Source organism: Nostoc sp. KVJ20, from assembly GCF_001712795.1.
Classification (GTDB): Bacteria; Cyanobacteriota; Cyanobacteriia; order Cyanobacteriales; family Nostocaceae; genus Nostoc.
In genome coordinates this window covers 1-19,410 of the sequence record NZ_KV757689.1, presented here as the reverse complement: position 1 = coordinate 19,410, position 19,410 = coordinate 1, and the positions used below count along the sequence as shown (strand labels likewise).

General features: G+C 39.9%; 14 protein-coding genes. 3 read left to right on the top strand and 11 right to left on the bottom strand.

The window, feature by feature from the left end:
* The first annotated feature begins 204 nt into the window (after positions 1–204).
* Positions 205–2,319 carry a strawberry notch-like NTP hydrolase domain-containing protein gene (locus tag A4S05_RS28705; RefSeq protein ID WP_084227308.1) on the top strand — a complete coding sequence of 705 codons (2,115 nt, stop codon included), beginning with the start codon at positions 205–207 and terminating at the stop codon, positions 2,317–2,319.
* On the opposite strand, the gene A4S05_RS40710 is transcribed toward A4S05_RS28705, so the two are convergent.
* Positions 2,316–3,380 (bottom strand): hypothetical protein, encoded by a 1,065-nt coding sequence (locus tag A4S05_RS40710; RefSeq protein WP_069073187.1) that lies wholly within the window; start codon positions 3,378–3,380, stop codon positions 2,316–2,318. The genes A4S05_RS28705 and A4S05_RS40710 overlap by 4 nt on opposite strands.
* Positions 3,381–3,826: 446 nt before the next feature.
* Here A4S05_RS40710 and A4S05_RS28695 point away from each other — a divergent pair, with 446 nt between their 5' ends.
* Complete coding sequence (locus tag A4S05_RS28695; protein ID WP_069073186.1) at positions 3,827–6,250, top strand: hypothetical protein; 2,424 nt, start codon at positions 3,827–3,829, stop codon at positions 6,248–6,250.
* A 61-nt stretch (positions 6,251–6,311) separates the two neighbouring features.
* Here the strand turns inward: A4S05_RS28695 and A4S05_RS28690 are convergent, their stop codons facing one another.
* The 8 genes from A4S05_RS28690 to A4S05_RS43715 form a co-directional block, all read right to left on the bottom strand.
* The gene (locus tag A4S05_RS28690) at positions 6,312–7,616 is read right to left on the bottom strand and encodes an NF041680 family putative transposase (protein ID WP_069073185.1); all 1,305 of its coding nucleotides are present in this window, start codon (positions 7,614–7,616) and stop codon (positions 6,312–6,314) included.
* A gap of 332 nt (positions 7,617–7,948) precedes the next feature.
* Positions 7,949–8,122 carry a hypothetical protein gene (locus A4S05_RS42135; protein WP_176727134.1) on the bottom strand — a complete coding sequence of 58 codons (174 nt, stop codon included), beginning with the start codon at positions 8,120–8,122 and terminating at the stop codon, positions 7,949–7,951.
* A 188-nt stretch (positions 8,123–8,310) separates the two neighbouring features.
* A complete protein-coding gene (locus A4S05_RS28685; RefSeq protein ID WP_069073184.1) occupies positions 8,311–8,562 on the bottom strand; it encodes a hypothetical protein in 252 nt (83 codons plus the stop codon).
* Positions 8,555–8,869 carry a hypothetical protein gene (locus tag A4S05_RS28680; protein WP_069073183.1) on the bottom strand — a complete coding sequence of 105 codons (315 nt, stop codon included), beginning with the start codon at positions 8,867–8,869 and terminating at the stop codon, positions 8,555–8,557. The genes A4S05_RS28685 and A4S05_RS28680 overlap by 8 nt, the downstream gene beginning before the upstream one ends.
* Positions 8,870–9,028: 159 nt before the next feature.
* Positions 9,029–10,036 carry a patatin-like phospholipase family protein gene (locus A4S05_RS28675; RefSeq protein ID WP_069073182.1) on the bottom strand — a complete coding sequence of 336 codons (1,008 nt, stop codon included), beginning with the start codon at positions 10,034–10,036 and terminating at the stop codon, positions 9,029–9,031.
* Positions 10,033–11,055 (bottom strand): diguanylate cyclase regulator RdcB family protein, encoded by a 1,023-nt coding sequence (locus A4S05_RS28670; RefSeq protein WP_084227305.1) that lies wholly within the window; start codon positions 11,053–11,055, stop codon positions 10,033–10,035. The genes A4S05_RS28675 and A4S05_RS28670 overlap by 4 nt, the downstream gene beginning before the upstream one ends.
* 56 nt (positions 11,056–11,111) lie before the next feature.
* Positions 11,112–13,499 (bottom strand): dynamin family protein, encoded by a 2,388-nt coding sequence (locus A4S05_RS28665; protein ID WP_069073181.1) that lies wholly within the window; start codon positions 13,497–13,499, stop codon positions 11,112–11,114.
* Positions 13,500–13,656: 157 nt separating this feature from the next.
* Positions 13,657–14,061 (bottom strand): hypothetical protein, encoded by a 405-nt coding sequence (locus A4S05_RS43715; RefSeq protein WP_069073180.1) that lies wholly within the window; start codon positions 14,059–14,061, stop codon positions 13,657–13,659.
* A gap of 147 nt (positions 14,062–14,208) precedes the next feature.
* On the opposite strand from A4S05_RS43715, the gene A4S05_RS28655 reads away from it, so the two are divergent.
* The gene (locus A4S05_RS28655) at positions 14,209–15,846 is read left to right on the top strand and encodes an RNA-directed DNA polymerase (RefSeq protein ID WP_069073179.1); all 1,638 of its coding nucleotides are present in this window, start codon (positions 14,209–14,211) and stop codon (positions 15,844–15,846) included.
* Positions 15,847–16,109: 263 nt separating this feature from the next.
* Here A4S05_RS28655 and A4S05_RS28650 read toward each other — a convergent pair whose 3' ends face one another.
* Positions 16,110–17,558 carry a hypothetical protein gene (locus A4S05_RS28650; RefSeq protein WP_069073178.1) on the bottom strand — a complete coding sequence of 483 codons (1,449 nt, stop codon included), beginning with the start codon at positions 17,556–17,558 and terminating at the stop codon, positions 16,110–16,112.
* Between the two features lie 85 nt (positions 17,559–17,643).
* Positions 17,644–19,227: a hypothetical protein gene (locus A4S05_RS28645; RefSeq protein WP_069073177.1), complete on the bottom strand. Its 1,584-nt coding sequence runs from the start codon at positions 19,225–19,227 to the stop codon at positions 17,644–17,646.
* Positions 19,228–19,410: the final 183 nt, after the last annotated feature.

Sequence of the window (19,410 nt, the reverse complement as noted above, 5' to 3'; positions counted from 1 at the left end):
AGGCTGATGTAAATTCTTCAGGGAAGCGCAAGCCAGGCAGACCGCGTAAAGCTGGCTAATTAGTTTTTTAACCCTCGGCTGATCACCGAAGAATAAATATCTAAAGGTTCAAAAGTTTAAATGAGGCAATTACTTGCCTCATTTCTTAATAAGAGAAAGGCTTCGCCATAGCAAGAGTGAAAAAATAATATTGTGAGTAATGCAATGGTACAGCAACTTTTCACCCAAGGTTTTCTGTTCGACTTCCAAACAATATTAGATTATGGGCAATCAATATTAAGTGTCGCTCAAGAGCTTTTGAAACCACTACTTGAAAATCGCCCCCTGAACACGAAAACTGTTCAAGCCCAAATGAATCGCCACTTTCACGGTACTGCGGCAGAGGGTACATGGCAGTGGAAAGACGCTTACGAAGCTGTGGAAGTGGCGCAAATGCTATATCTGCGTCAAAAAGGTTACAAGCTTTTATTAGAGTCGCCGCTAACAGTATTATTGGAATTGGAGAAGTTAACAGCCCTCTGTCCGACGCATACTCGCCGTAGTGAAGAATCAGTACAGCTTCAGCAATTCTCCACCCCTCTGTCGCTTGCTTATCTGGTAGCAAAATCAGGATTTATACAAGCTACTGATTTGGTGCTGGAGCCAAGTGCCGGAACTGGTCTATTGGCACAAATGGCTAAACTGCACAGTGCAAGTCTGATGCTCAACGAGCTTGCACCCGATAGATCGAAGATTCTGCGACGGTTATTCCCTGGCACACCATTATTCTCAGTAAACGCGGAACAGATTAACGACTATCTGGTTGGCAAGACTCAGCCCTCAGTTGTGCTGATGAATCCACCTTTCTGTGCATCTCCCAAAATCAACAGTCGCAACCCGGACGCAACTAAGAGCCACATCAACTCGGCATTGCAAAGACTGGCTGACGGTGGACGGCTGGTAACAATCACAGCCAACTGGTTTTCTCCGGCTAACCCAAGCTGGCGAGAGACTTTCCTTAAGTGGCAGGATTTTGCGCGAGTTTTAATGTCGGTCGGGGTTAACGGCAAGGTGTACTCAAAGCATGGGACGCAAATTGACACCAGAATCACAGTAATTGACAAGGTTCCGGCTGATAATCCCGGCGAAATCCCCTGTATTTCTGAAACCTTGGATTTGCCTGAAATACTGGCATTAATTGAGCAGTTGCCACAGAGGTCTTCGTGGGAACGCTCAGATATCAAAGCTGCTGCGGCAATCGCAAAAGTTGTTCAATTACCAAAACGCTCTGTGGTAGTTCAAGCAGAAACACTTTCTTCAATTCCAGATGTGGTTATTCTGGAATACGAAGTCGTCGAATGGTCTGCTACTGAAGGACTCAAAGATACTTTATACGAAACCTATCGCCCACAAAGAATCCGGATCAAGGACGCTTTACCTCATCCCTCGCTACTCTGTGAGAGTGCAGCCCTAGCGCTTGTCTCGCCACCACCACCCACTTACAAACCGCATCTCCCGCGAAACATTGTCTCACAAGGATTGTTATCTGAAGCACAACTTGAAAGCGTTATTTACGCAGGTCAGGCGCACGGTGAATTTCTTTCTGGGTCTTATATTGTCGATGATTTATGGGATAATGTGACTGTAGCGGCAACTGGCAAAGAAAATGCCGTAAAATTTCGTCGTGGCTGGTTCTTAGGCGATGGGACAGGCGCGGGGAAAGGAAGACAATGTGCAGGAATCATCCTCGACAACTGGTGTCAGGAACGAAGAAAAGCAATCTGGGTATCCAAAAGTTCTGCCTTAATTGAAGATGCCCGTAGAGATTGGTGTGCGCTGGGTGGTACTGAGCGCGACATCATCGACCTGAGCAACATTAAGCTTGGCGACCCCATCCCGTTTACCCAAGGCATCCTATTCTGCACCTACTCAACTCTACGATCCCAAAAGAACGGCAAAAGTCGGCTTAAGCAAATTGTTGAATGGGCAGGTAAGTACTTTGAGGGAGCGATCGCCTATGACGAGTGTCACGCGATGGGTAACGCAATGGCTCAAGAGGGCAAACTGGGCATGGTTGCAGCATCCCAGCAAGGCATTGTTGGGCTGCGGTTGCAAAACGCACTGCCATCAGCACGGGTTATCTATGTTTCTGCAACTGGTGCAACTAAAGTCTCAAATCTCTCATACGCCAATCGCCTGGGGCTTTGGCAGACTGGAGATTTCCCTTTCACCTCCCGTGAGGATTTTGTGGAATCCATTGAGGGCGGTGGTATCGCCGCGATGGAGATTGTGGCTAGAGATTTGAAAGCGTTGTTATGCTATGTGTTTATAACAAATTAGCTATTATTCCTTAAAAATTTTTCTAGCAGCTTTTGTGCTATTTCTAAAGCTTTGTTCAAATACCTAATAACTTTATTTAGATTATTGATTTCTTGTTTATTTTGGTCAGTGTTAATATTTAGTTCAAATACTCTATCTTCATAAGAACGGATAGTATCTCGTATTTGTTGAATCAATTTTCTTGCCGTGGACACAATCTCTTGCCGAGAAATACTTTTCTGAGAAAGAATTATCTCGCTAAAAACAACTAAAAATTTTGCTGATTCTGGTATTACTAATTCTGGAGATTGAGCAAATAACGCTCCTATACCTGTGCCAGCACTAGCACCAAGAATTGCACCTCCACCCACAATAACTACAACCCCTCCAGCCATACCAAAACCACCAACCGCAATTGCACCTCCACCAAGAGCAGCAAGGACGGCAGAAACGGCTGCTGCACCTGAGAGTCCTGGAGCTAGAATTGGAGCTAATACAGCCACAACAAAAGGCATTGCAAAAGCTGCCGCAACAGCTAAAAGCACTGCTCCTAGCAGTCCACCAAGCATAATATTTATTGGCGATTGTTTTTCCTTCAGATCATCTATAAATTTTTTATAGCTAGACTTAAATCGCTTTACATAAGCTTTCTCAACTTTTAAGGCTTCTGCGTATAACTCAAGCGTCTGAATGATGCTACTACGAAATACTTCACAAAGTTTTATTTTTTTATATTGTTCATCTTCATCAGTACCTAAAGGTGAATATATAACAAAAAGCGAAACTCCTAATAATATTAAATATGGAACTTTAAAATCTTCTTGATTTGATATTAACTCTTGAGTTTTAATTTTCAAGTTAGATAAATCTGTAAATAGAACAATGTCTTGTTCGTTATATTCATTTTCATTAGCTTGACTTAGCAAAAAATTTTGTATTGATTCTGTCCAATTTTTTAGCCATCTCTGCTTAAGATACTTTTGGCTTAAATCTCTCTCATAAACAATATCGGTTTGTGCTAGATGATATTGATAACTAAATAAAACTATTGCCCATTCAAAACTCAATCCAAATTCATTCATAATAAGGCTTATAAAAGACAATGATACCCTCATGAGGGTATGCTTATTATTCCCAAGAGCTTTGATAATGTAACAAAAATATCATCTGTAATTGTCAATTAAATTAGCTCTCATTTTCTATAGCCCTATTAACATATCTCACTCACACCTGCCCCTCTCAAGATTCCAGTTAAGCTTCCACGTCCTCCAGTCAGGCATTACAAGTGCCAGTGCTGCCCAGATCCCATCACTAGGAGAAGTATTTCTAAGGTTCTTAATCTCATCGTGCAATCGATAGTCGCACCAGCACCCTTGCGGGGTGATGAGGTTTGCAAACTTACATCAAAGCAGTCGTAGGCTACAACATCTTTATGTTTCAATCCCCTTGCAGGGTGATAGGGAAATATTTGTATGTTTCCTTACATTTTTGTTATAAATGAGATTATTAAAAATATATTATAAAAAACATGGAACTTCAAGATCGGGAAGTATCACTCAAACTAAAATCACGACCTCTACGCTGTGTATATTTAGTATCTGACAGGGAAGAGTTATTTGATGCAATAGCCTTATATACACATATATGGGGAGGTGCTGCAAATGCAATTTTGCCAGTTCCTAAAAATAGTGAAGAACTTAATAGTTTTAAAGCTACTCTTGAATTTATAAATCCAGACTATATTTTTATTCCTAGATTAAAACTTTCTTTAGAAATAACTCAAATTTTGGAAAAACTACCGATTTTAATTAAAAATATCTCAAAAACTGAAATTCAAAACCACATTAATGTTAATAGCACAGATCCAATTAGGTTATCTAATGGCTATTTATCAAATATTAGTGAAATCCTTTCAAAGTTATATCAAAACAAATTAGATAAAAGTAATATTCGTATACTTAATTCAAATAATACTTCTAATATTGAAATTGCCTTACAAACAGGACTTCCAACGCAATCATATTCTGATTACTTAATTCAAAATTTAAGTGCAACCACTTTCTATATTCCTGAAGAAATTAACTTATCACTAAAAGCATTTCTAACTTTATCACAATATTTTACTCCAGCTACCTTAACATTAATAGGCAGCAGAAAAAGTTACAATTATTTTAATACGTATCTTGTTGAAACTTGTGATGAAGAAACTATTTGCTTATTTTTAGATGATACACATGATCTTGGTATTGCAACTGCTTTTTGGAATTGTCGGTGGTTATATCCTTATAATAAAGTTTTCATCAATAGAGAAAAATTTTTAGAAAATATTAGACTTTACTCACGACAAATTATAGAATTTATGCCTTGGATTCGTGCTATTAATGTTACCACACCTTTCAGCCATGAAGAAGCTTTAGAAATGTACAATTTTTTAAAAAGTATTTTTTCAGAATTAGGTAAAGAAATTCTAGTAAAAGTAAATTATCAAGATTTTTGTTTTGATTGGGTTCCAGGTACGTTATTATCAAGTAAAATTATTAATACTACAAGAGCAATTACATCAGAAAACTGTGTTCGTTTTGAGCCAAGCATTCCTGTCGGGCATGAGAATACTAATTTTGTTTTTGGTTACGATGCAGAAGTAAAGTTTATATCTGGTAGAAAATTTTTTAGTCCTAAGACGTTAGCAAATGCACGTTTACTTAATAATCAGTTATGGAGACTAGAATATTCAGAAAGTAATAAAAATAATTTTGGAAAATCATGGCTGAAACAAGGCTTAGATGTTAAAGCATCTGATAAAGGAATTACCGGACTTGCATTAGCAGGACAAGAGTGTTTTTTCTTTATTCATTCAGACAATATTATTATTACTCAAGAAATTAAAGAGATCGGATTTGAACTTAAGCCTAATGAACATACTCGCTATGCTCAAGGTTTAGTTAAGCGGCTAGGCGGTATTAGAGAAATAGTAAGCCTTATTAATGAAGGAGGAGCAGATATCCTATCTGTTCTTATTGCTGATAGAACTGATCAAGATGGTCTAAGTAAAGATAAAATTATTTCTGCTTTGATCAGAAAACGTAATTTTAGCCAAAAAGATGCTCAAAGAATAATTAGTGAAAAACTTAAACCATTATTAAAGAGCGATCTATTACGCCGTGGTTACTGCCATAAATGTCAAAATTGTAATTTAAAAACTTGGCTTCCTTTAGATGAAATAAGAGAACTGATTGAATGTAAAGGATGTGCTGAGAAAGAACAGTTACCGTTAGATGATTTGGAATTTACGTACAAACCCAATGAACTTGCTGCTCAATTAGTACGAGAAGGTGGTTTAGCGGTTTTAATGACAGCAGCTACACTTACAAAAATTCCTTCTCTAAGTTCTGGCTTTTTTCAATTTGGGGGAGATTTTGTAAATAGTCAAAATAGAACAAAATTTGCAGAAGTTGATTTGTTTTGGTTAACAGAGGAAGCATTAATAATTGCTGAATGTAAATCTTTTTTCACTAAAAAAGAAGGGGATGAAGAAACAATACATAATGAAATAAAAGAAAAAATTGAACGAATTAAGGAGTCATTAAGAAGAAACTTAGATGTTGCTCAACTGATAGGGGCAAGCGTAGTTATTTTAGGTGTACTTACAAATTTATCTGACATTTCTTCTTTGCTTAAAACTATTAGTGAAATGGAAGAAACTGCCAGAAGTAAAAAAATTGATTTGCACCTTATATTAAATGGAAAGATACATTTGTGGGGAAACTTGAACGGTATTGACCCAAGAGAATTAAGGCTGGATAGCTTGTTGAGTTACGAAGAAATTTCGCTAAGTGAATGGAGTATAGGTGAATCTCCCAGCAGCTATGGTGGTAGTGTCGGCTCAAACGGTCGTTTCGACAAAAATATATTAGAGCAGTGGGAATCACTGGAGTTTAGACTAAACACATGACAAAGTAACTCAGGATAACTGAGTGAGAAGCTTTACACCCAAAAATGGAAAAATCAAAGAATTAAGCAGATTGTGGTACTTGTTTTTTGATTTTTGGAGTGCTTTTTTTGACAGTTGGATAACGAATTCTACGAGTGCGAGTTTGACCTTGTGTCCATCCAGGGGACTTTCCACGGGGTTTGGGAGCCTGAGCAGGTGTCCCAATTGCCGCAAAAATTTCTCCCATCGCTTGAGCGACTCGTCCGGGACTCAGCTTGGGTTTTGGCTTTTGCCAGGGGAGAGGGTTGTCGGTGACGAAATCGCGTGCTAACCATAATTGCCAAGTCATCAGTGGTAAAAGATCACTCCACCGCTCAGACTGTTCGGGAGTGCTGAGATTTGGAAGCGTCCAATGTAATCGTTGTTTGGCAAATCGATACCAGTGGTCAATGGCAAATCGGCGAAAGTAAAGTCGCCATAATTGGGAAAGAGCAGGCATGGACATTCCCAGCCACACTAACCATAAAGGTTTTGTTTTTGGCTCCCCTTCAGCATCAGTTCGCTGAATTTGAATCAGATTCATCGCGTGTTGAGGCGACTGTTGAAAATGGAGATGAAACCACAGACGAATGCACACCCGTCCCATTTTTGAATCATTGACCTCTAATTGCTGGTCAGCTGTCCACCATGTAGTTGAGTCATTCAGCTTGAACTTATGGCCATGTTTCCTGGGACGACCACGACCGCTATAGATTGGGGGCGCACCATACAATAATCGATTAGAACGCACACGCATTAATTTATCTGCGGCAATATCAGCAGTCTGTTTGACAAAACTTGCACAGCCATATTCTGCATCCCACAAACTGATTGGACGTGTGGGCAAATGCTCACAAACCAGTTTTAGTTGTGCTGCTGCTTTTTGAATTGGGTTTTCAAAACTTGTAATTCGCTCATGTAATAACGGTAATGCCCAACTGCCATCGGTTTCTGGAATTATTGCTATGGTGCTATAGCCTTGTCCTACTGTCACAGGTTTTGCGCCTGACATTGGATGGGCTTGATGCTCAAAAGTTCGCTCTCTGAGTGTCCGAGCATCAAGTCTTGCCCAAGCCGTATGATCTCCTGCTAAGACAATTTGCTCTCTGGATGACAGTTGTTTTATATACAACTTCATTAATTCTGTTCTGGGCGGAATACCGTCTTGTATTGCTTCGTAGATACTAGACCACTTTCTTCTAAATACTGGAGATACTGATAACTCTACAAATGAATAAACACTACGTGTTACCAACACTGCATCCATCAGGTCAAATAAAGCATCTTTGGCTTTGCCCAGGATAGTGTATGTTCCTGTACGAAATTGTTTAAGCTTATCTAATGTCATGGTCAAGCTGCAAGATATTTCCTCTTTTCAGCATTGACCAAAAAGTGGTTAGTTCAACATCTCTGACCACTTTTTCTTTTTTGGGGCGCTTCCCTTATCCGTTTATGGTGTATTTTTTTAGTCCCGTAAATCTGTTGCTGTTATTTTCTGTTTGTTTTCATTTAGTCTAAACTCCAGGAATCAGAGTTAAAGGCATAATTCTGGTTGGTAATAATATATCAGGGAATATTGTAAGTTAATAAATTATTTGACTGAGTAATAAATTCTCCGACTCTACTTAAATAGCTCATTGGTTTACAAGAGTAAACAAGGATGAGGCTTTATATGTATTGTTACTCCTCCCACTTCACCAGCAGCCCATCCACTACCACCAATTCGACTGCGAAAATTAGATCACCAACTTTTTTATCACAATCAGCACTCGCAGAGTTATCCGCCCAGCACTCTATTAGAAAATCATCCTCTAAATTTTCATCCAATTGTCTTGCTATCTTGAGCTTCTCCATCTCCTAAAGTCTACGCCTTAGACCTTTAGGCGATGCCATAGGCGGTAAACAACGCATAACTCAATCGGCTATTTAAAAATTTTGGACAACTGTAAAACCCTACTCCACCACCGCATACCGCCGCATCATCTCTGCCAACTCCACAGCCTCACCCTCCGCCATCTACATAGTTTCCCTCGACATAGCAATTACAATCCTCTGCTTCCTCGCTCATTCAAACATTGAAACCAAGCAACTACCTCAGATTTAACCTGCGCGGATTCGGGTTTACGTTCTTCCTTACAAGCATCTACAAACAAGGCTTCTGGTGACTTAATGCCTTTCCAAGTCCGTATCGCCTCCTTCAAGTAAGTGATCGCACCCGACACATTCTCCCAACACGCCGATCTGTACGCCCAATTTCTGCTGGCATTGCAATTAAGGGCAATAACGCTACTCATCGCACTTCACCAACGCCCCATCAACAATCGCAATCCCCCATTGCGGAAACTTCACTAGCAGTTTTTTGATGACTATTACCACTGCCAGATCGTCACTCCAGCACTCTTGCAAAAAGTCAAAGCCCGGATTCTCCCCTGAATTCGCCACAACTTTCAGTTTCTGCATCCGCTCTGCTCGTGCATTTGACCTTGCTACAATCGCCTCATGCGACCATTTTTCAGCATTGGTGACAGGCACGGCGGGACTTTCACCCTCATGATCTGCTTTGACTCCTACACCTGAAACTGAATTTTCAACTAACAACAAAGTGGGATTACCCTGTTCTACAAGCTCTGGTTTTTGATTAGCGATCGCAGAATTTAGAGATTTTTCATTTTGGGCGACGGACGCGGCGGAAAATGTGTCTTCATCGGGGGAGATCGCCCCTTAGTTGGATTTCGGATGAATAACTTACCTAAAATATTTTCATAGCGGTGGGTCATTCAGGAGACGTTGTGTAGAATCAACCAACGAGTTATGAGATTCACGTTGGTCTTTCACAGTTCTAAAAACCTCCATAATTGGAATTAAGCAGCGTTTAGCATCTTCGTAACCACACTTTTTTAATTCGGCGATGCGTTCTGAACTAAAATCCAGGTAGCTATCAATTTTACCAATTATCGGAGTATCAGACTTTTCAATTCTCTGTTCAGGTCTAATTTCAATTACAGTTTGTTCGGGAAAGTCATGGCGATTCCAAGCAGCTCCATTTTTTAAGTGAATTACAATGACGTTTTTGCAACCACGTTTTGCCAAAGCTCTCAAAGGTACATTATCAGCTAAACCGCCATCTATATAGGACTGTCCGTTAACTTCCTGACTAGGAAATGCTAGAGGAAGGGCAGCACTAGCTAGAAGCAATTTGTAGACTGTTTCATCATCAGTACAGTCCTGAATACAAAGCCAGTGAGCATCCGTGCCAGTGCGAGCGCGTATCAAATCAACTAACCAGTTGTAACCCAAAGTGGGTATTTTTAAAGAGGGAAAGACTGTTACCCATAACTCGATACCACGCCGCAGTTCACCAGGGTTAACAGCTTCTCGTAACAGTTGCTCGATAGGAGCAGGGTCAAAAATAGCACTTGAATTTTGCATTAAACCCTCTGTTATAAGAAAATCAAGCAACCATCCCCGCAGTGTAGGTGTAAAGGCTTGAGTAGCGTAGCTAAAAGTACGGAGAACAGCACCTGTATTTGTGCGTAAAATTTCTGCTTTACCTAGCTGTTCCCAAAGTTGATTCAGACGTTGAACAGCATAGGGGAAAGGACGATAGGCTGAGAGAACAGCACCATTAAGAGCGCCAATGCTAGTTCCGGCAATAATTTGGGGTTCAAGTCCTAATTCAGCAATATACTGAAGAGCGCCTACTTGGTATGCTCCTTTGGCACCACCACCTGCAAGTACAAGTCCAAATTGGAGGTTAGCTGGTTTCATTGCATCATCGCCATACAATCATTTGCAGTTTCTTCCACCACATAGGTGATAAATTCCCGTGCGTCGGTGGTGCGGGAAATAGTGCCAATTTGGGCGCGACATAGTGCTAGTGCGCTTTGTGCTGGTTTAGCTGGTCTAGCTTCTGTTGGTAGCGTCGCTAGTTCCAAAGTTGTACCAATAACAAACAAATGTGGTGTATTAACCAAACGCTGCTGTGGAACGGAGCGAATTTCCAGTAAAGCGGCTGTTAACTCTTGGTCATCTTTTGTCATTCTCATACAGGATTGATCTAATAAATCACCAAGACCAAAGAAACTATCAGGAAGTTGTTTCCTTGTGGCAATAATTTTATTCACCAAAAGCTGACGATAACGTTCTGTATCTCCAGTTTCTAGTTCATACATCATTACAGAACTACTAAATACTTCCCGTGCTAGTAAAGCAACTTGTACAGCCCAAGGAAAATTTGTATAAGTTTGACCAGCAGCCCAAGCAGTGACAATATGATCTAAATCTTCATTTGCAGCAATTCGCACTTCTAAACGATGTACCTGGGCCTCAAGATTATTAAGTCTTGTAGTAACTTTTTGAGCTAACTCATCTAGTTGATCGCTGAGTTGAGCTATTGCGTATTCTTGTTTTTGCAAACTTTGTTTATGATTACGAATAGCATCACGCGCTTCTAGCAATGAGTTTTGAGTGACTTTCAAAGCAACTTGACTAATGCGAAGTGAATCACTAACTTCTAAAATCCAGCTAGAAAGAGCTTCTTGCCCTGAAACTAAGTTCCCATTTAATAGGAGTTTTCGTTTACTATTGCTGCCATCTAGTTTATCCCATAGTTCTCCAAACCAACTTCGATTTTTATGATATCGGATGATATCTTTGCTGACTTGAATACCATTTATCAAGTCAATTATAGCTTTATCACCAACACAAGGAACTCGACGCTGAAGTTCTTCAAGGGTGCGAGTAGAAGGGCTAATAATATGAATATTTTTATCTGTTACGTTGGACATTTTAGCTATTCTAATATAATGGCTATTTGTTGACTAAAACTTTATTCCTTTTTGATTTAGTTATTTATATGTTTTAAATATTCTAAATACCCGTTAACTTTATTTATCTTTTGACTAGCTTGAGTTTCTAACGAGTGAAGGTTATTGACTAATTTTTCTTTCTCATCAGTTTGAATTTTTTGGTCTGTCTGTGCCTGTATTAAAGTATTACAATAATTAGTCAAATAGCTATCAAGCTCTGCAAAAAAATTATCAACTCGTTGCTTAAAGTCTTCATCTAAGTATTGATTGATTCCCCCTTTAATATTTTCAATACTATCCTCAATTAATTTATTTGATTTATCAATTATTTCTTGAAGCGAAATTGTGTAATAGTCCTCTTTTTTGTCTGGACGTTTTACATTTATAGTTTCTTTTTTCTTAACCAACCCAAACCAATGGAAGAAGTCTCTCTTTTCAATTATTTTTGTTTCGTAACCTTGAGCTATCCATTTAGTATGCTGATTAACGTTTACTTTAGTGTTTTTTATACTTTTACTATCTAAATTTGGTGTTGGCAAAGACAAATTGACATGAAAGCTTTCGTTTAATCTTTGACGTGCGCGCTCAATAATTGGCTGAGTTTCAGTATCTAAAGAATTTGTGATATCTTGACGTGCTTGTTCAATTATTTTTTTTGCTTGTTTACGAACACTTTCAACTAAAGGCTGTATAATGTTAGACTTTGCAGATGCGATTGCTTGTTCTCCAAAATCTTCTGCCTCAGCTGAACTTTGGAATTCAATTATACTACTACTTGTTTTAGGCATTTCAATTTTATTAAACTTTTTAGAAACCCAGTTAAAAAAATTTTGGCTTGCCAAACCTCCCTTTTTTACAAAATCTGCACATTGATATTCTTTTCTAGTAAAATATGCTTCTAAATCTTGTTTAGCTTCTTGTTTAATAGTTTCAAGAATTTTCTCAAGCTGTTTATAGAGATTAGCCTTAACTTTATCTATTTCTTGCAAACGATTACGACACTCTTCTAAGGATTGCAAGTCTCTTTCTAATGCAGTGACTTCTTGTTTTAATTTTACTTCATCTTCGTTGATGGCACTGCTACGAAGTTGTACATCATTATTCAATTCTTCAAGATAAGCACGAGTAATCCTGAGCGCAGATTCTATGCTTCGAGGTGCAGCTTCTGTCATAAGTGCATTAATAGCACCAATTAGAAACTGGTCAAAACCTGACTTTTTCCACAACCGTTCAGCTTTGCGTTGTAAATCTTCTGCTGTTGCTTCTTCAAGTTCCTCTTCCCAATCAATACCGAAAACTTGTTGAGCAAGTGATCGCGCTGTTTTTAATTCAGTAATATTAACACCTGGACGTTGCTGTAATTCTGTTAAAAAACTGGCAGAGGTAAACGCTTGCCTAGCTGATATTTCAAATACTCTATTAATATCACCGGAACCACCTATACTAAACTCAGCAGCTACGAACTGCTGCACTTGTTCAGGACTCATATCACAATCTTGTCGTTGATCAACTTTGTTAATCAAAACGTATAAATTATCTTTACCTCTTAGTTCTATAACTTTATCAACATCTGTTTTGACTTTTTCGGCAGCTTCAGTTTTGAGTTGGGTAAAGTCTAGAACTATTAATACTATCGAACTTTTGGTAAGCTGTTCTTCAACTACACCCTGAAGCCGTAAATTTTCTCCTGCCTCGTTGGGGCCAGGAGTATCAACAATTACTAATTTACCTAGATTTTCTGATTGTTGATTAGTTTGAGATGAGCGCCAAAATGGAGTGTGTATCCTGGGAACATCCATTAAGTCATCCATTAAGTATTGCAACGGATCTGCTTGTGGCTCTAAAAGACTGCACACTCTGACAATATCATTCAAACTAGTTAAAGTATGAATAATCTTCTCCCTTCCTTCACTTTTGCTGGGAATTGTCAGTCCGACCGCTTGCTGAATTTGCTTTGGAATTTTTGCTAAATGAGGATATTGAGCAAGTTTTTCTTGTGCTTGTTCAATCCCCATCTGATCAATTCTGTGGCGTAAGCCTAATAGTGTTTCTTGAAAAACTGTCAAAATTTGAGGATTTAGATATAAAACTGGCTGAGTTAACTTAGTATCAAAAATAATCTCAGTCGGAAGCGTCGTCATCGCAGCGTTACGACTTGGCAAAATCTCTTGTCCGATAATGGCGTTAGTAATAGTAGATTTACCAGCTTTCATTGGTGCAACAATAGCCATTCTCAACTCAAGATTTCTGACCTTATCTATTTCCTGATTGACTTGTTGCTCAAATTCTGCGTATTTTTTGCCAGCACTATCAGAAATAAGTGCTGTACTAGCATAATTCATCAGCGAACTGACTTGCTCTAGGAGATCAATAACATCTTTCTGCAAGTCCTGTATATTCGGCTTCAGTACCTCAGAAATCATCTATTCTTACTCCGCATCTAGTAAAGTACACTCATGCCAAGTCTGCCTTAGTAGAAACATAAGAACCTCAGTAACAATACGGCTTAGTCTATTACTTATCTATTTCAAATAAACAATTTCTCCTCAACCCACATAATTCTCCGCCCTAAAAACTTAGCTAACACCTTAGCACCCCATCAACAACTGCAACCCCCCACTGCGGAAACTTCGCCAGCAATTTCTTAATCACAATCTGTAAAGCCGGATCATCATTCCAACATTCCTGCAAAAAGTCAAACCCCGGATTCTCGCCCGAATTCGCCGCTCGATTCAGTTTTTCCCTTCTTACAGGTCGCGCATTTGCCCTTGCAACAATCGCCTCATGCGACCATTTTTCAGTGACGGGCGCGGCGGAACTTTCACCCTCATGATCTGCTTTGACTCCTACACCTGAAACTGAATTTTCAACTAACAACGAAGTGGGATTACCTTGTTTTATCTGCCCCTGAGTTTGATCTGCGATCGCAGATGGTGTCGATTCAATCCCTAAGATTATCACCGCCGTTGTAGGAAAAAATCGCATTGCTCCCTGTAGAACAAGAATACAGACTTCGTTAGAAAATAAATTTACCTGATTTAAACATTAAAAAAATCCCAAAACCTGAATTGCTGAGTATGATATATGGAAAGGTATCGGCATAATAAATATTTATACAAATAGGAGCTATATATGTCTTTGAGCAGCGATTCAATTCATTGGTCTATTAAGTTTGTACACAGTCATTCTGATGGAGATTTGTTTCCGAAAATTTTAGAGTTTGATGCTATTAATCAAATGGCAGATGAATTTGTAAAACTTGTTGAAGGAAAAGATTTATCATTGTTCCCGCCTGGTTCTTGTCGTCGCTTTATTGTTCCCAAAGATGAAATAGCATATCGCCAAGCAACACAATTAGATCCGCAAGATTCAATTCTCTTTACAGCATTAATTTATCAATATGGACAGGGCATTGAAAATCGAAGATTGCCAAATACAAAAGTGTTTAGCTATAGATTTAAACCAGATGCCACACTAGGACTTTATGCAAGCCAAACCGCATGGAACGACTTTTGGCAGTCAGCCTACACAGAAAGTAAAAATTTTAACACTATTTTATATTGTGATATTGCTGATTTTTACAATCAAATTTATCATCATATAATTGAAAATCAATTAATTGCATCACAATTTCCTAATCAGGCTATAAAGTGGATAATTTCCTTATTAGAGTCAACAACAGCAGGAGTATCTCGAGGAGTACCTATAGGGCCTCATGCCATCCATTTAATCGCTGAAAGTGCAATGATTCCAATCGATAATAGCCTTTCCTCCATTGGCATCAAGTTTATGCGCTTTGCAGACGATATATTAGTCTTCTGTGATTCTCCTAATTCTGCAAAGCAGGCATTGGCTTCTATAGCATCAACTCTCGATAAGCAGCAAAGGCTAATGCTTCAAAGACATAAGACCAAGTTTTATAAAGCCTCTGAATTTAGAGCCTTATGCCGAAGTATGGTTGAGGATCGACCAATTAGTTTTGCCGAAGACAGAGTTTTAAAGATCGTTCGGAAGTATTCAGGTGACAATCCTTATGCAACGCTTTCTTACAATGTAATTTCTGATGAGGACTGGAAGGCAATATCTGGGAATATAATTAGCAGTATTATAAAAGACTATATGGGTAAAAATAGATATGTGACATCAATGATAAAACAATTTATAGAATCATTTGCTCCCAGTTTAATAGTTCAAAAATTTAGCTCCCGATTTAGCAATTTAGGGCAAAAGGAAGTAGATTACATTCGCCTTCGATGGTTTTATAGGCGCTTAACGCAGATAGGACATCCTGGCGCAATTGATATTTCACTTGAGAATATAGCAAACTTAGCTCCCTGTTTTTCTAATATATGTATTTATCTGTCTTCAGTTCAATCTATAGAGCCGGAAAAATGGATAATAATTGGTGAGAAATTACTAAATTTACTAGAATCCAATGAAGTACAAGGTAACGAATACTTTCGACTTTCTATTTTGAGTTTGTTCACTAAGAATCAATATATCAACCATTTTTCTGCATTAGCTAGGCAATATACTTCTAGTGAACCATTCGCTAGAAGAGAGATACTCTTATCAGCGAAACAAAATGCAGCCTTTGATTGGCTACGAGAATATAAAGAGAGCTATCAAACGATGGATGTTTGGCAACAAATTGCCTACATATACACTTGTTCAGGATTCCCAAAAGATGAAAAGAAGTATTTTTTAAATAGATTAACACTTAACAGACCTTTTGAGGTTGTCTTGGCAAAATGGGCAAGAAATGTCTAACACTATGAGATAGCAGACAATGAACCTTTCTCTTAAGAATTAAAGCTAATTACCACTACTGAACTTTGGCATTAGCCTGCTTAAAGTTTTGACTCTTAAAGTTTGGATTATTTTTTAAATAAAGATAATCAATTAAGTTGCATACAACTTAATATGAATCTCTTACTACAAGCGAATCAGTCTGAAAAAATCAATGATCCTTAGAAAGCAAAGAAGTGTGGTTGAGTTATTCAATTTCAGTAAACCAAAAAGTTCTGCGATCGCTACTCATTCCACTTCACCAGCACCCCATCCACAATCGCAATCCCCCACTGCGGAAACTTCGCCACCAACTTCTTGATCGCAATCTGCAAAGCAGGGTCGTCATTCCAGCATTGTTGGAGGAAGTCAAAACCAGGATTTTCCCCAACCAGAGAAGCCATCTTCAGTTTCTCCATTCGCAATAGTCTAGCCTTGGATCTAACGGCGATACCTTCTCTACGAGACGCTCCGCGAACGGCGGTAAACAACGCCTCACTAGATTTTTGCACCTGATAATTGACTACAGATAGATTCCACTGCTTCTCAAATTTGCTGATTGTTGCCCTCATGCTGGCGTAATACTTGCTGTCTAGCAAATATTGAATTATCCACAATGGAGGACATTCTCCAAGGTTTGCTCTATCCAACCATTCAAATATCTCACTTTGATTTAACGACACGGGCGCGGCGGAATAAGTGCCTTCATGACAGTCCCTCGCCTCAACACCACAATCTTGGTTTTCAGCCAACAACGAAGCGGGATTACTTTGTTCTGCTTGCCTCTGTGTTTGATTAGCGATCGCTTCCTTGGAAGAAAATTCATTTTGAGCCACGGGCGCGGCGGAACAAGTATCTTCATGACAGTCTTTCGGCTCAACACCACAATCCTGGCTTTCTCCTATCAACAAAGCAGGATTACTCTCTGCATCATCCACAAGCGTTAGCAATGTACAGTCATTCGCCGTAGGCGAGTCTTCAAGTTCTGACGCGCTTTCAATACGTGAAGGCGACGCGCCCCTCAAGGGCGCATGAGCCGTTTCCTCAACACGCGGATTTTCAGTTGGCGCGTCAGAACCAACTACCATACCAACAACCTTAGTTGGTTGTTGGTAGGTAGTTAACGGGTTGTTAGAAACGTTGTTAGGATTTTGGAACCCTTGCAGATTCTCACTTTTTTGACCATTCTTTTGGAATGATTCCAAATCAGGGTGGATCTGTTCCAGTTTGGGGTGGTTTTCATTCCGTCCGGGGTGGTTTACTTTCTCCCCGGCGTGGACGGCTTTTTCGTCACAAGAATTGGTTTCCGCAGACGTGGACGATTCCCAGTAAAAGCGATTGTAATAACCGTGGAGATTACGAACCCGATAGCCAATCAGTCCTGGTCTACCAGAGGGTAAGCGGCCAAAAACTTCCTCAAACTGAAACAATCCTTGAGCAGTCAACGCCGCCCCTGCTTTTTGCAAAGATTTGTAAGTAAGGTTAGTATCGAGTTTATGGGCAGAACCCCCGAATTGTTCAGCCGCCACGCTATCTAACCAAAGCTGCTGCACAGATGGAGGCTGTTGACGAACCCAGTTGATATCCTCAATTGATACTTTGCAATGTGGTCTAATTAATTTGTCTTCTGAAGTTTGTTTACGCTCATTACGCTGCTTACTGCCACCGTTGATTGCTTTTAACGCTGTAGTCATATTCCCTCCTAAATTTTTCCATGACAATATGAACGGCATGGTTGCAATGCCGCGTTTAATTTTTTTTGCTAGAGGCGAGTTTTATCTACTGGTTCTCGCCTTTCCAAAATCGCAACTCGTCTCGGAAATACCTATCAGTCTTTTTCGATTGCTCCTTCCAGCAATCCCAAGCCACTACTACTTCCTCGCCTAAATCCTCTACGACTTCACCCCTCTCGACATACAAAGTACGGTATGGGTCAGCGTGGGCAACGATAGAGCCGATGCCAATAGTGTCCGGTTGAGAGGATGCGTTCTGGAGAGCAGAAATTAAATCAGTCTCTTGGGTGGTCAATTCCGCCAAATAATCTGATTTAATCACCTCATACTCTTGAGCAACATCCCAATAGTCCTGCCACTTACACCCAGGTTTAGCCAGCACTGTCCTAATATCGCTAACCGCTTGAGGTAGCATTTCCAATTGTTCGGCTCGGTAAGCGATCGCAGTTGGTGTCGGTTCACTCCCTAGAATTATTGCCGCAGCTTCAAGTGCTTGGGTGTTGTTCATCGCACTAGCAAGATTCTTCAATGCCATGCCCATAAGCCGCAGACATTCTTGGGCATTTTCCCTGGGTGGTTCAACAGCTAGCGATCGCAAATCAATAGTTTTCTCCAGGGCTTGCTTCACTTGCTTGTTCAAAACTTCGGTCGCTTGCTGGGTCATAGTATTTCCCCATTGTTGCGAGGGACGTTCTTTTACAGCGTGTTCCAATTCCTGAATGCGTTGCTGGAGTTGTTGGTTTTCAATTTCCAGCTTTCTCAACCCCTCCATTTCATCCAGCCGTTGCTGTAACTGGATGTTTTGCTCTTTCTGCTGCTTGTAAAGGTTTTGCAGAGATTGGATTTGTTCACTTACTTGTTCTTCGGCTCTGGCTGTGGCTTCTGACTGTAGTCCAATCCTCAATTCCTGCTGTAAGCGCTCTAACTCCTGTTTATGGCGTTCTTCAATAGCAGCGATCGCTTCCGTGTATTCTGCGGGATATGATCTTCCTCTGGGGAATGGGACACTTGCGGCATCTAGATCCCCATTATTGACCAACAGCCTCTCGCCATCGTTGAAGGTAACAATCTGCTGCCAATAATTTGGTGCGTTTGCCTCAATCAGTCCCGACTCTCCATAACGAGGATGTTCTGGTGATGAGACAGTCACAGAATTACACAATTGCGTTTTAGGGTTTTCGGCTTTTGTGGAGCGTTTAACTGTTGGTGCAACCTGTTGTACTGCTTTGTTGAAGTCGGCGGCAGTGGGGAAGGGTTTCTCTTTTGCTGCGATCGCAACAGCTTGCTCTAACTTATCGGGAGTTTTCACCAGTCGGAGCAAGGAGCGAGTTTGAGAAGGCTTAGTAATCTTGTCTTTCAGTTCCTCTGGCAGAGTATCAACTACTTTCTTCGCAGACAGTAAATCTCTGACCCGGCGATATCCACCGTGCTTGGTTAGTTCTTTTTCGCAATAATCTTCAAAACTGGCATAACCAGCATCAGAGTAATAGCCGTTATTCCGCATCACCCGCAGTTCTTCTATTGCCTGCCACTCGAAGCGGTCTATGGCGGCAAAGGTATCTTGGATGCTGCTATTGAGAATGTTGTAATCGAGTGCTGATGTTGTTTCGGAACGGTTTAGTGTCAGCATGATTTTACCTGTATGTGCTGTATACACACGGGAAATACTGGTTAATGCAAATGAAAACTGCTGTATTCTCAGCAATTACTTTTTATTGCCTTTGGAAAAGCGTAATTATTTTTGCCATAACCTCCTTAAAATAAGTTCACAAAACAATTTGACGGCTGGAATACTCATGCCGTCTATGAATTC